Source organism: Vibrio agarilyticus (assembly GCF_012641465.1).
Lineage (GTDB): Bacteria > Pseudomonadota > Gammaproteobacteria > Enterobacterales > Vibrionaceae > Vibrio > Vibrio agarilyticus.
In genome coordinates, this window is the sequence record NZ_JABAIK010000015.1 from 29012 (window position 1) to 42897 (window position 13886).

A 13886-nucleotide genomic window follows, 5' to 3' on the forward strand; every position below is an offset into this window, starting at 1 on the left:
CGAGTTAAATAGGGCCAAGTTAAATTTTAAAGTACGTTTTCCAAGTGCATATCAAATGACAACGAAGGGTGCGTAAGTGATGAGTATCACTTATCACACTCGGTCATTCATAACAAAAATGCCGCTCTTTTGCGCAGCCCAAACCTCGTTAAGTCAGGGTGGGATATTGCATAAGATGCGGCGATATAGGGATGAAAGGTAATATAATGAGTGATGCAATAAAAACAGCTGACGCTGTCGCAAGAGACGAGGTCGTGCATTACGCCACCGCGCAAGAAGATAAAGTGCCACTGCTGCAAAAAATCGCGTTCGGTGTCGGCTCACTAGCCAACCAGCTATTCTCAGCGGCGCTTGGTGTCTTTATGGTTGTGCTCGTAATGGGCCTTGGTATGGATCCACTGCTGGTGGGTATTTTGGGTGCGGTGCCACGTATCTTTGATGCCATCACCGATCCATTAATGGGCTACATTTCCGATAACTCACGTACTCGATTTGGACGTCGTCGCCCGTTTATTTTTGCTGGCGCTGTGATCACAGGTGCCGCATTCATGCTGATGTGGCAACTTTACCCAGAAAACGGTGAGAGTTATAACTTCGTCTATTTCTTGGTGTTATCACTGCTGTTCTACTTGGGTTATACGATTTTTGCGACCCCTCTGATTGCTTTAGGCTACGAAATGAGCCCAGATTTCCATGAGCGTACACGCATCATGGCGGTCTCTCAGTGGATTGGCCAACTTGCTTGGGTGATTGCGCCTTGGTTCTGGGTAGTGATTTACGATCCTAGCTTGTTCAGCTCTGCGGCCGAAGGCGCACGAGAAATGGCGATCTGGGTCGGCCTATTCTGTTTGGTTCTTGGTGTGATCCCTGCGCTGTTCTGTAAAGAGCGCGTATTGCCTGCGCGCGCCGCTGAAGCGCTGTCACTATCGTCTCTTCGCGATACCATGGTTAAGTTCTTCACTGGTATTTGGCAAACATTCAAATGTCTGCCTTTCGTTCAGCTTTGCAGTGCAACATTTTTGGTGTTTAACGGCTTTCAGACTGTAGCGCAATTCTCATTCTTCATTATCGTTTTCTACGTATTTAATGGCGATCAAGGCGCGGCAGGTACGTGGCCGGCGTGGTTTGGTACTATCAGTTCGCTTTGTACCTGTTTGCTTGTGATCCCATTCATCACCAAGCTGTCGCAAAAAATGGATAAGAAAAACGCATTTATTGTGGCAACGTTGATCTCGATTGTAGGCTACGTTATGCGCTGGTGGGCATTTGAGCAGGCATTGAACGAAGAGACGCGTTGGATGATGTTTGTGTCGTTGCCATTGATGACATTTGGTATCGGCGGCCTGTTTACTATCATGATGTCGATGACAGCGGACGTGTGCGATCTGGATGAACTGAACACAGGTGAGCGCCGTGAAGGGATCTTTGGCGCGGTGTATTGGTGGTTCGTCAAACTAGGAACCGCAATTGCTGCGTTGTTATCCGGTTATATCTTGAGTGCGATTGGTTACAGCCGCTTGGAAGAGTTGCGCAGTGGCTTGCAAGCAGGAGAACAGCTGCTCAACATGCCAGAAGCGGTTGAAATCATGAACCTTATGCGTATAGGCGATATTGCTGTACCTGTTGTGACCGCGTTACTCGCGATTTGGGTGATGTGCAAATATGACTTTACCGAAGCTCGCGCCCACGAAGTGCGTGCAGAATTGGAAAAGCGCCGCGGTAAGCTTGCTTAATCAATAACTGAAATAAACAAAAAGCTAAGGTTCGTAAAGGGCCTTAGCTTTTTTATTGTCATCCCCAAATGGGTGTATACCCAAGTAACCTCAAGATGCGAGGTTCAGCGAGAATGACTTGGTTTGTCAGTGAGGCGAGGATTTGAAGATTGAGTGGTTCTCAATCGAAAATCGTCAACAAAGCTGATGAGCCAAGACAGCTCGCCCTTTGGGAGCCAATCACTGAACTGATAGCGGCGTTAAACAACTTGAAAATAGACTCGCTATTTCGCTGCGTTGCTTGCCTTGCTCTCAGCTCAGTGAGCTGGCTCTGAATCCTGCATCTTGAGGTCACTTGGGTATATACCCGTCCTACTTGAAGTTGCAGGGGTTTTGACGAGCACTCACACACCTCATCAGATAGTCTATCTATGTTCACGAAGTGTTCACAAAGTGTTCAGAGGCTTTGTTCGCTGGTTGCCTACCTGGTTCTCAAGTTGTTTGGGTATCGAAAAGTACTAAAACTTAAATTTGGTCCACGCTTTAGAACGCCAACGGCACGCCATGATGATGCCACGGACCCATTCATCAAGCGCAAACGCCATCCAAACGCCAAAAACGCCGTAACCCCAGTGAATTCCCCAAAGGTAAGAAAACGCCACCCCGAGGCCCCACATGCTCAAAATACCAATTTGGACTGGGAATTTCACATCTCCCGCGCCTTTTAGCGCGGAAATAAACACCAAGTTAAATACACGTCCCGCTTCAAGCAAAATAGCCCCAAGCAGTAAGCTCGCCGTTAAGCTCAGAATTTCCGGTTGCTGGGTAAAAGCGTCCAGTATTGGTTCGCGGCATAGGTAAATCAGGGTTGTGATAAGAGTTGACGCAACAAAACCTACCGCGTAGTAGATTTGCACGCGCTTGAGAATTGAATCTACCCATCCTCGACCAATGTAATAGCCAGTTTGAATTTGCGCCGCTTGACCAATCGCCAGTGCAAACGCAAATGAGAAACGACCAATGTTTTGCGCATAGGTAAAAGCGGCTAGGGCGGATGTTCCCATTTGAACAATGAAGTAAACGATATAGATCTGTGCCAAATTATACGACAACATTTCTCCTGCATTCATGCCGCCGATCTTGAGTATTTTGCTATAGACTGATTTAGGAACCGTTTTCATATTACGTAACGGCAGCTCTATGCTGCTGCGTTTGACAATAATGATCAGCAATAGAGTGCCGATTAACTGGCTGACCACGGTTGCAACCGCAACGCCGGTTACGCCAAATACCGGGATCCCAAACGGTTGATAGAGCGCAATGTAGTTACCAAGAATGTTGATCACGCCACTGATAAGGTTGACCAGCATCGGTGAGCGAGAGTGACCATAGCTGCGCAAAATCGTGGTTAGAACGATACCAATGGTCACGTTGAACGTCATGGCACCTGCGATGACTAAATACTCGCGCGCGTACCCCTCAACTTGGCTTTCAAGGCCGTAATAAGGCAGAAGATAAAGCGCCCCTAACACCGCAATAATACTAAGACACAGGCCGACGACAATTGACAGCGCAATACTGGCAACGCCAACGTCAATCGACTCTTTATGGCGTTCAGCGCCGTTATACTGCGCAATCAGAATGCCCGTACCGCTGCTGATAAAGCTTGAAATTATGATCAGGAAAAAGGTGATTTGAGTGATCACACCCACTGCTGAAACCGCTTTATCGGAAAAACTACTGAGCATGAACACATCGCTTGTGCCGAGCGCGGTACGCAGCAAAATTTCAATCAAAATCGGCCAAGCTAACGCCGTGATTGTCATTCTGCGATGAATATTTTGCTTTTCAGACATAGAAGATTGACCTTTAAAACAGCAAAAATTGCCGCGTGATAATTCACGAGGCGGTTAAAAATGGAGTGAAATTGCGCGAGGATTGTAACGTTTTTTTGTGATCTAGGCAGCTTTTTTACGCAGTGAATGGTGGTGGATTGAGCGAAAAATTTCTTCGAATTATCATCAGGAAAGAATTATCCATATCGTATTGCTTTTGAAACAATAGCGATACTTTGAAGCCACTCGCATATTTTTTGAAAGCGCTTTAAATAAAACGTTAAAGTTAGCGCTGATGAACAGCACCAATTTTGAGACGGGAGATCACTAAATTCAGCATTGGTGCTGAAAGAAACGTGATTGCGGCTTAACTATCCTCATTCGCCCATTGCGCACTGCGGTCGATAAGCAGAACATAACTCAAAAGAAAGCGCTTCCTATGAGTTCGTAATTGACGAACATAAAAGCGCTGTAACGTGAATACAAAACGAGAAGGAATGAGTTTATGCAGTTTAATAATCGCAAATTTAAACTCGCTAACGCGACGTTGATGGCAGCATTAGCACTTGCCATGACTGGCTGTAATGACGATGACGATAATAAAGGTGGCTCTGAAAACCCAAATCCACAAGTGGAAGGGTATGTTGCTGACAAAGGCTTCCATATCGACCCAACGACAGCGCTATTTAGCGGCGCGGAAACACCAGAATTTGTGGTTCCTACTGGTGCATCAACTCCGATCATCACTTCAGACACCGCAGTGAAATCAACCGAAAATCGTCAGGTGGTTCAATTTACCACAGTTGCAGAGGTTGGACTGGTTGCGGGCTTTAAGCTTGAAGAATTAGCCATTGATTCATTTGCTGAAGCATCAACACTTGAGTTCGATTTGCGTTCCGTTGGCGCGGTAAATGGCGTTGCAACCATTGCTGACGTGAGCTGGAAGTTTGTCGCTGAAGGTAAGAATGGTGCGGGCGAAAATGCGGTGGCTAGCATTGACTTGACCAAAGCGGCGAGCGGTGAATGGCAGCACTATGTCGTGAAACTCGCGGATCTGAAAGCGGCAAACGCTGAACTTGCTTCTATCGATGCTATCAAAGTTTATCCAACGTCTGCATCAACGGTTTATAACTTGGATAACGTTGCGATTTACCCAGAGTACCGCGACTCAGAAGGCCCAGTGCTCACACTGAAAGGCGACGCTGTGATGACTCAGCTTAACTACGCTGATGCGGTTGATACCTTTGAAGACCCAGGTTACACCGTGGTTGATAATGTCGATGATGCTTCTGCGATTGTGGTGAAAACCACCTATGGCGACACAGGTGAAGTCGACGGCGATAAGAATGGTCAATACCAAATCATTTACAGCTCTGTTGATACCGCAGGTAACTACGGCAAGCCGGTAACTCGTATCGTTAATATCGAAGCAGCGCCAGATGTTGGTGAAGAAGATGAAACACCGCCTGTGGTCACACTTGTCGGCCCAAGCACAGTTCGTGTTCAATTAGGCGGCGTTTACACAGAGCAAGGCGCTACTGCGCAGGACAATATTGATGGTGCGATTGAGGCGAATAAAGTCGCCATCAGTGGTCAAGTTGATGTCAATACAGTGGGTAATTACACCATTACTTACACCGCAACGGATGCTGCAGGTAACGTAGGCACGGCAACTCGTACGGTTATCGTTTACGAAGCGGGCGAAGTGACGAACCTCATTGTCAATGGCGATTTTGAAGCAGAACTTGGTGAGACTTGGGTCCTTCAAGAGGGTGTAGGCACGACTGAGATTGTTGATGGTCAATTGGTCATTTCTGACTACAAGCCGGGTGCTTCATGGCAACCACGCTTAGTTCAATCTAACGTGAAGTTTGAAGTGGGCGAAACCTATGTTGTCAGCTTTGATGCAAAAGTGGGTGAAGCGCGCAATATCGTATTGCAAGTAGGTGAGCTGCTTACAACGGACCCATGGTACGCACCGTTTATGGATGACACCACTGTGGCTATCACGACTGACATGACGCGTCACTCAGTGCAGTTTACCGCCAAAGAAGCGGCAGCCAATGCAGGTCATGTGATTTTTGCAATTGGTGGTGGCGCAGCAACACCAGTGACGCTTGATAATATTAGCGTCACCACAGTTACGCCAGAGATGATTGCGCCAGAGCTAACGCTAGAAGGTGATACTGTGCGCATCGCAGTGGGTGAGCAATACGTTGAACCTGGTTACGAAGCGATGGATAACATCGATGGTGATTTGACGGCGTCTGTTGATGTTGTAGGCGATGATTTCGACACATCAGTCCCAGGAACCCATGTAATTACATACTCTGTCGAGGACAGCCATGGCAATATCTCGACCGCGAAGCGCACAGTTTATGTTGTGGGCGATGTAAGCGAACTTATTACCAATGGTGACTTCTCATCAGAGCTAGACGGCTGGTTACAGTTTAATGGCGTGGATGCATCATTTGTTGAAGGCGCACTGAAGTTTTCAACGGGTGTGATTAAGCAAGAGCGTTTTGCTAAAGGCCAATTTGTAGGCGGTGAAAAGCTAATGTTGAGCTTCCGTTTGAAAGGTGCCTTTACCCCAGGTGGTGTGTTTAAAGCCGGTGTGCACGCTGAAATGCCAGAAGGTACGCCAGCTGTATCAACTTGGAAAGATTACCCAACAATTTCTGCTGATTGGGAAAAGATTGAAATTCCAGTGACCTTGCCTGAGGGCGTAGAATCACTATCACTTGAAATGTTGATTGCTGGTCCTGCAGGTCAGGAAGTTTATCTCGACGATGTTTCGCTGAAGCCAGTAAATTAATCCATTAATAAACATTGATGTTACGACAAGGCGCCTGAAGTTCAGGCGCCTTTTTTGTTGTCATCCTAAACCACCGCCTTTGGCGGGTCGGAATTCAATTATCCCCGTCCTACTTGAATTTGCAGCGTTGTTGGCTGACTCTCACAAACCTCATTACATAGTTAGTCTATGTTCACGAAGTGCTCAGAGGCTTTGCTCGTTTGCCGCCTACCTGCATCTTCAAGTTGTTTGGGTATAGAGCGGGTATATGAGCAAGAACGTAGGGTGCGACATGAAGCAATAAAAATGCCTTATAGCGTCACAAATTGGCACTGTTCTTCTATCAAATTAGTGTAAATTTGACAAAATGAAAGCGTTTTCAAAATGGTCAGAGTAACACGATGTTAGATACAAAATTTGCAAAATTGCCGCTTGCCGCGCTTTGCAGCAGCGCGATATTAATGGGCTGTGGCGGTTCAGATTCTAGCCCTAGCAAACCCACACCAGAAGAGCCAAAACCCAATGAAAAAGGCTGGGTAATGGTGTGGAATGACGAGTTCAGTGGCACTGAAATTGACACCACCAAGTGGGGATGGGAAGAGAACTGTTGGGGTGGCGGTAACGGTGAGCAGCAGTGCTATACCGACCGAGCGAAAAACTCATTTGTTCAAGACGGTATGCTCAATATTGTGGCCATTCAAGAGAGCTTTACCGGGCCGAATAACCCAGATGGCAACCCAGGTACGGTCACTTTGCCTTATACATCGGCGCGTCTACGTACTATGAATCTCGGCGATTGGACTTACGGCCGATTTGAAATTCGCGCTAAGCTACCATCAGGTCAAGGCACTTGGCCTGCGATCTGGATGCTACCGACCGATTACGTTTACGGTGGCTGGGCTGCCTCTGGTGAAATTGACATTATGGAAGCGGTGAATCTAGGCGCAGCCTCTGACGATACCGACACTCCAGGAATGGCCGGTCAACCAGAGCGCCGCATTCACGGCACTCTTCACTATGGCGCAGCGTGGCCAAACAACACCAGTTCTGGCGCAGAATACTATCTACCCAATGGGGTGAACCCAGCAGAGGGTTTCCATACCTACGCAGTTGAATGGGAAAAAGACGAAATTCGTTGGTATGCCGATGATGTGCACTACGCTACGCAGCGTTCAAGCGGTTGGTATAGTCATTATCAAGAAAATGGCCAATGGGTGACAGGTCAAGCGGACGCGCCATTTAATCAAGATTTCCACATCTTGCTTAACTTAGCCGTAGGCGGTTCATGGGCAGGTAATACCAACGAAAAAGGCATTGACCCTAATATTTTCCCACAAACCATGCTAGTGGATTTTGTGCGCGTCTATGAGTGCGCGGCAGACCCACAAACCGGTCACGGCTGTGCCACCATTTCACCTGACGCGGAATTTGTTCAAGGACGTCCTGCGCCATAGTGCCAATACTCGGCTGATTTGAGCGAGTAGTACTAACGTTTTTTCATTGTTATTCCATTATCGACCAAATCGCCTTCGGGCGATTTTTTTTACCTTTCTATACCCAAACGACTATTTACCAAAAGACTTGTCGACGTATATCCAAATAACGTGCGGACGCAGGTCGGCGGCAAATAAATAAAGCTTCTGAGCATAGACACTTTGTAATGGGGTTTATGGTTGTCATGCTTTTTGTCGTCACAAGATGCGCTGCAAGACAAGTGGGAAGGGTTTATGCCATCAGGCGGCAAAAGCAAATAAAAAACCCTTTCTTCACACTGTAAGAAAGGGTTTGATACGCAGTCAACTTAACGCTACAACATTTGCTGCAACGTTAAGTAGTGACTTAACGGACTATTTTAGTAAGTCTTCACAGCGAACCGCATCTTGTGGCAGGCCTTTGGTATTAGGCACAAAGCGCACTTTACCTAAATCAAATTTCACTGCGTCGTCTGAATAGAACAGGAATGGTGTACTCATGGTTTGGTATGACATTCCCGCTTGAACGAAGCAGCTTAGTGGCACCTTGATAGTGCTCCACGAATTGGATGGTGCAGGTAGGATCTTATCAATGTTGAGCTGGCCACCACAAGGGTATTCACAGTGCGCAACCAGTTTTAAGCTTTCCGGCGCGGCAGTATGCATACGAACATCAAACTCAAGTGTTGAGTTTGCATTCACGTATTGCGTGTAGTCTGCGCCTTTTTCATCTGGCGTTTGCATATATACCTGACCTGAAGGTAGCTCGGTATATTGGCCTTGCTTGCCTTTGAACTCTACTTCAATCGCAGATTGCTGCATACCGTCATAGTTGATACCCGTCGTGACAACCGAGCCTATGCTTGTGACTCCTTTGGTGAGTGGATGCGTCTTCCATTCGTTTGCCATACCTGCCATGCGTGCAACGAATTCGCCTTTCGCTTCTTTACCGAAGATCTCTAACGGGAACTGCGCGACATTAGAGTCAGGGGCATCCATACCACAACCATAGTCACGTGGGTCGAGCGGCAGATCATTTAGATCGGCATAACGAGCAGCAACATCTGTTTTGCCCGCGTAGTTCAACCCATAGCCGTAAGGAAATAGCGGAGCATGTTCACCATGCAAATCTTGCTCGATAGGTTGGCCTGTAATGCCGTCAATCGGAGTCTGGTAATTCGGAATGTTCGGTGCAACACGGTTCACCGTGGTAGAACATTTCTTCGCGCCCCATGAATAACTCAGTTTGCCTTTAAAATCACTGCCGTTTTTCGCAAACAGAACGTCCGTCATTCCAAGACCTTCCGTTCCCGGTAGCCATGCTGCGACAAACGCATCAGAGAGATTGATCTCTTCATTTACATAAAGAGGGCGACCAGAATAAAAGACGGTGACAACGGTATAACCCTGCTCTTTAAGCGCTTTGATTGTGGCTAAATCTTGCGCGTAAGCGGGTTTTAATGACGCATATTCTAGTGTTTGCGTGCGCGCGATATCGCCAAACATCTCGGCATAAGGATCTTCACCCATGACGACCACGGCAATTGACTCTTGTGGCGTTGTCGCAGCAATATCGGTGACGACATTATTCGAGCCGACTTCGTGTTTCATTGCCATCAATAAGGTTTGGGCATTTGGGAAGTCTTTATCTATTGTGTTGCCATCGCCCTGCCAAGAAAGTGACCAGCCACCGGTTTGTTTGGTGATGTCATTGGCTGCTGTACCGACAACCAAATATTTTTGGTCATGTTTCAGTGGCAGTGTTTGCTGGTTATTTTTCAATAACACCATAGATTCAGACACCGCTTGACGTGCAATGGCGACGTGCTCTGGCGCACTAAGAATGTCTGCGTTGCCCGCAAGTGAACGTTGTGATGGCATTGGCTTTTGCCATAGATTTGCTCGCATTTTGACTCGAAGAATACGCGTCACAGCGTCATCGATGCGTGCCATCGGAATGATGCCCGATTTCACTTGCTCAATCGTGTTATGGTAGAACGCTTGCCAATCTTTACGATCGGTGATCATAAGCACGTCATTCCCTGCAATCACGGCTTGGGCGCAGTTTGCAGGTGTGCAGCCATTGATTTCGCCTTGGCCGTTCCAGTCGGTGACGACGATGCCGTCAAAGCCCATTTTCCCTTTAAGTACATCGGTGATGAGGTATTCAGAACCATGGATTTTTTGATTATCCATGTAAGGGTGAGCTGGGTTGTTCGCATCATCACGATCTTGAGCCATAGGATCGTAGTTGTTTGGGTTCCACCAAGAGTTAAACGAAGACATCACCACTTGCGCGCCAGCTTGTAAACCAGCAACGTAGCCCATTGCGTGTATATTTCGTAGATACTCTTCTGTATATCGGTTTTGGCCGTGGTCAACCCCACCTAGCGTGCCACCATCGCCAATCCAGTGTTTAACGTTAGAGACAACATGGGTGTCACTTTTTAGACCTTCAGTACCACCTTGAATGCCTTGCACCATACGACTGGCGTATTGGTACACAACTTCAGGATCTTCCGAGTACCCTTCATAAGTGCGACCCCAACGGTAGTCACGTGGTGTTGCAACCGTAGGTGCAAACGTCCAGTCAAGGCCCGTTGCCGCCACTTCGCGTGCAGTGGCTTGACCAATTTGCTCAATAAGGTCAGGGTTACGCGCAGCTCCTAGGCCAATGTTGTGAGGAAAGACGGTCGCGCGGAAGACATTGTTGTGTCCGTGCACCGCATCTGTCGCCCACATAAAGGGAATACGAAACCCACGCTCGGCAAACGTTTTTTCGTTGGCCAGCCAAAATTTATCGGCTTCTTCTGCCCACTCTTTTGCCGTGGCGTATTTGTTCTCATTTGGAAAGGCACCACCGCCGTTGAGAATAGAACCGAGTTTGTATTCTGTCGCTTCTTCTGGGGTCACGCCTCGAAGATCCGGCTGAATCATTTGCCCAATTTTTTCTTCAAGTGTCATGAGGGCTAAAATACGCGCCACTTCCGCCTCAATAACTGGATCAACTTTTACTGCGCTTGCGATAGGTTGCCAATCAGCAAGGTAGGGGAGGTTGACAGGGTCAAGCGGTGTTGCCGGAGCAGGATCGGAAAATTGACAGCCAGAAATGAGCGTTGCTGAAATACAAAGGCTCAAAATTGTGGGTTTGCTAGCAAGCATTAAATACTCCTGTCTGAGCCTAAAACGACTCAGAAATAATGGGATAGTGATTGAGATTAAATGGCAATGGAATAGTTATAATTTTTGACATTTTCATTAACGTAAAAATGTACTGCCATATTTTATTGTAGGAATACTTGACTGTAGTGGAGATAAATTTAGTTAGAAGATTCGTCTAGATAGAATCGATTGTTATAGCCACGCATACACAGTGAGCCTTTATTGACTTTAAAGGGTAGGCCTGCGGGAACAATGATGGAGCGTTTTTTGTAGCGTACCAACTCTTCCAAAGAGGTGACTTTGGTGTTCTTTTCTTTTAGTTTTTCCCAGTAATTATTAAAACTCATGGATGCCTCCTGAAAGCGAGCAGCCAAATATACTCATGTCATCAATTGTGATGAGTACGTTGAGTCTTTGACTATGCTTCGTGTAATTTTTATCTGTCGGTAATCACAGCTTGGGTATGTAAGGTGCGAAGTAATCGCCACTTCGCACCTTATGTGACAATATATCCGTCCCACTTGAAGTTGCAGCGGTGTTGACTGGCACTCGCAAACCTCATCACATAGCTTATCTATGCTCAGAGGCTTTGCTCGCTTGTCGCCTACCTGTATCTTCAAGTTGTTTGGGTATAGTCCGATTATTTGCTGAACTTAAGATCAGTGATATAGAACGAGCCACCGTCACCTGGTGTGCCAGAGCCCATTACTGCTAACTGAACTATTTGGTCAACATCAAGTGGGAACTTACTCATATCCACTGTGTAGGTTTGCCAATCTGCAGTTGGGGTAGGCGTCAATAGTGTTTCGTACGCGTTGCCACGAGCAGAGCCGACGTGCAATTTGAAATCTTTAAGTTTGCCTTCGGTTGCCAGTTTGAAACTCAAAGTTTTGTATTGCGTCATATCGAAATCAAACGATTGCAGTGCACCAAAGTCATCGCCAGTGAAGGCAATCACAGCGCCCCAGCCAGCACCTTGGGTCAACTGCCAAGCAGCTTCGCCCAAATAGCTCGCTTCGCTATCAATCGTGGTACCGGTTGACCACTCATTGAGTGTTGCGTTGCCTTCATTGATGAAGTTGCTATCGTCTGGTTTAAAGTCGCTGGTTTCACCTGTGCTACTGATAAGAACAAACGCATCGCCATAATCGTTGTGATCACGTTTCGCGTGGGTTTGTGAGTCATAAGCGTGGAAGTCAGTCACGTAAAGAATTTGGCCCGATGCAACGTTTGGATCAAATGTACCGTGTACCGCAATTTGATTAATGTGGCTCAGATTTAGGCCATACGCGTCGAGGTCGATGTTAATTTCATTCCAACCGTCTTTGTTTTTAAGCCCAAATGGAACCCCTTTGCTTGACTCTTTACCATCAACATTGGTGCTGAGGAAGACTTCAAACTTGGTGAACCCTTCGGTTGCCGCCACTTGCAAAGACAAATTAGTGTGTTTGGCTAGGTCAGCGAGTGTGTTTGTTACACCGTCTTTATGAGCCAGTGCAAGAACAGCGCCCCAGTTACCTTGTTCTGGTGTATTTGGACCACGCTCAATAGACCATGCATTTTTGCCTAGGTAATTACCAGTACCGTCAAACGTAGTGCCTGTGCTCCATTCGCCGTAACTTGCTTCTGGCACTGAAGTGGTGCGATCAGGGTCAATAATCACGAAGTCAGATGCGCGGTCGCTGTCTTTTTCTGGTGTTTGAGTTTTGATGAACTGGTAGTCAGCCACATGGAATGTGGAATCACCGCTTACGCCGCCTTTACCCATAATGGCCATGGTTTGTACGTTGGCAAATTCAAGTGCGAAATCGCTCATCGGAACGCGCACTTTTTGCCACGCATCATGCTTAGTGTCATCGACAGGCAGTGTGATTTCTTGGGTTACGCCATCAGAGGCAATGCTAACCGCGTAGCTATCAAAGCCACCTTCAGTCGCAATGCTGACTTCTAGGTAGTTAAATTCGCTCAGGTCTTTTTTGAAGGCATCATCAAAAACCAGTACCGCGCCCCAGTTACCTTGTTCAGGTGTCTTAGGCCCAGAGGTAATGCGCCAGCTATTTTGACCTAGGTAATTAATGTTACCGTCAAAGTCAGTGCCCGTACCCCATTCTTGAACTGTGGTGTCAGAGAATGCCATATCTGTATCGGAAGCGCTTTCACCAACAAGCACAAATTGGTCGTTTGCAGGTTGTGGCGGTGTGGTGGTGCCTTCTTCTTGGCTTAAATGAATATCTGCAATTGTGACCGAGTCTGCGCCGGTGAAGGTAAGCGCAAAGTAGGTGGTTGCTGAGCTGGTTTCGATAGGAACCTGCATTTGCACCCAGCCATTGCCTAAAGCGGTGCCGCTAGAAAGCTGATGCAATTGTTTGTCATCGCCATCTTGCACAGAAGTAACCGCCACTTCAACCGTAGTCGCTGATGTGCTTTTTACTTTGAAATTCGCGTGCGTATAGCCTGCAGTATTAAAGGTCGATTGGTCTAGGTAGCCCCAAGCAATACTTGATGCCATATCGCCCCAGTCCGTACCCCCCGTTAACTGAACGGCTGCGCCATAAGTGGCATCATTTATCTCTTTTGCAACAGTGCCGCTGCTCCAGTTTGACCAATCGGTAAATCCGTAACTAAGGATGTTAAGATCGTCAAGTGTTGGGCCCGGTGGTGGCGTTACATCGCCGCCGTTACCATTGCCGTCGTTACCGCCACCAGTGTTGCCTTGTGTGGGTAGTTCATCACCACAACCGACCAGCAATAGGGCGGCAAGTGTCGATGCTAAATATTTATTAACCTTCATACGCTATAACTCCATCTAATGAAAGCGCTTACATACTTGGTGTTTAAACGTTTGATCTTAAAACGAATGATCGCAAACGTTTCTGAATGAATTAAGGGTGATTAATCTGTCTTAAATAGT

At 47.1% G+C, this 13886-nt stretch carries 6 protein-coding genes and 1 pseudogene; 3 read left to right on the forward strand and 4 right to left on the reverse strand.

All coding sequences use genetic code 11. The features are described 5' to 3' along the window. Window positions 1-206: 206 nt before the first annotated feature. Window positions 207-1733 (forward strand): MFS transporter, encoded by a 1527-nt coding sequence (locus HGP28_RS14240; RefSeq protein WP_168837148.1) that lies wholly within the window; start codon window positions 207-209, stop codon window positions 1731-1733. 497 nt (window positions 1734-2230) lie between these two features. Here HGP28_RS14240 and HGP28_RS14245 read toward each other — a convergent pair whose 3' ends face one another. After that, the gene (locus HGP28_RS14245) at window positions 2231-3568 is read right to left on the reverse strand and encodes an MATE family efflux transporter (protein WP_168837149.1); all 1338 of its coding nucleotides are present in this window, start codon (window positions 3566-3568) and stop codon (window positions 2231-2233) included. Window positions 3569-4052: 484 nt separating this feature from the next. Here HGP28_RS14245 and HGP28_RS14250 point away from each other — a divergent pair, with 484 nt between their 5' ends. Together HGP28_RS14250 and HGP28_RS14255 are read left to right on the forward strand one after the other, a co-directional pair. Then, window positions 4053-6362: an immunoglobulin-like domain-containing protein gene (locus HGP28_RS14250; protein ID WP_168837150.1), complete on the forward strand. Its 2310-nt coding sequence runs from the start codon at window positions 4053-4055 to the stop codon at window positions 6360-6362. 380 nt (window positions 6363-6742) lie between these two features. Then, window positions 6743-7792 (forward strand): annotated as a pseudogene (locus tag HGP28_RS14255) (glycoside hydrolase family 16 protein); the annotation flags it as partial. 396 nt (window positions 7793-8188) lie between these two features. Here HGP28_RS14255 and HGP28_RS14260 read toward each other — a convergent pair. The 3 genes from HGP28_RS14260 to HGP28_RS14270 all read right to left on the reverse strand — a co-directional run bounded on the left by HGP28_RS14260 (window position 8189) and on the right by HGP28_RS14270 (window position 13766). Next, window positions 8189-10975 carry a glycoside hydrolase family 3 protein gene (locus HGP28_RS14260; RefSeq protein ID WP_168837152.1) on the reverse strand — a complete coding sequence of 929 codons (2787 nt, stop codon included), beginning with the start codon at window positions 10973-10975 and terminating at the stop codon, window positions 8189-8191. A 158-nt stretch (window positions 10976-11133) separates the two neighbouring features. Continuing rightward, on the reverse strand, window positions 11134-11322 hold the full coding sequence (locus tag HGP28_RS14265; RefSeq protein ID WP_168837153.1) for a hypothetical protein: 189 nt from the start codon (window positions 11320-11322) through the stop codon (window positions 11134-11136). A gap of 293 nt (window positions 11323-11615) precedes the next feature. Continuing rightward, window positions 11616-13766 carry a hypothetical protein gene (locus HGP28_RS14270; protein ID WP_168837154.1) on the reverse strand — a complete coding sequence of 717 codons (2151 nt, stop codon included), beginning with the start codon at window positions 13764-13766 and terminating at the stop codon, window positions 11616-11618. Between the last annotated feature and the right edge of the window lie 120 nt (window positions 13767-13886).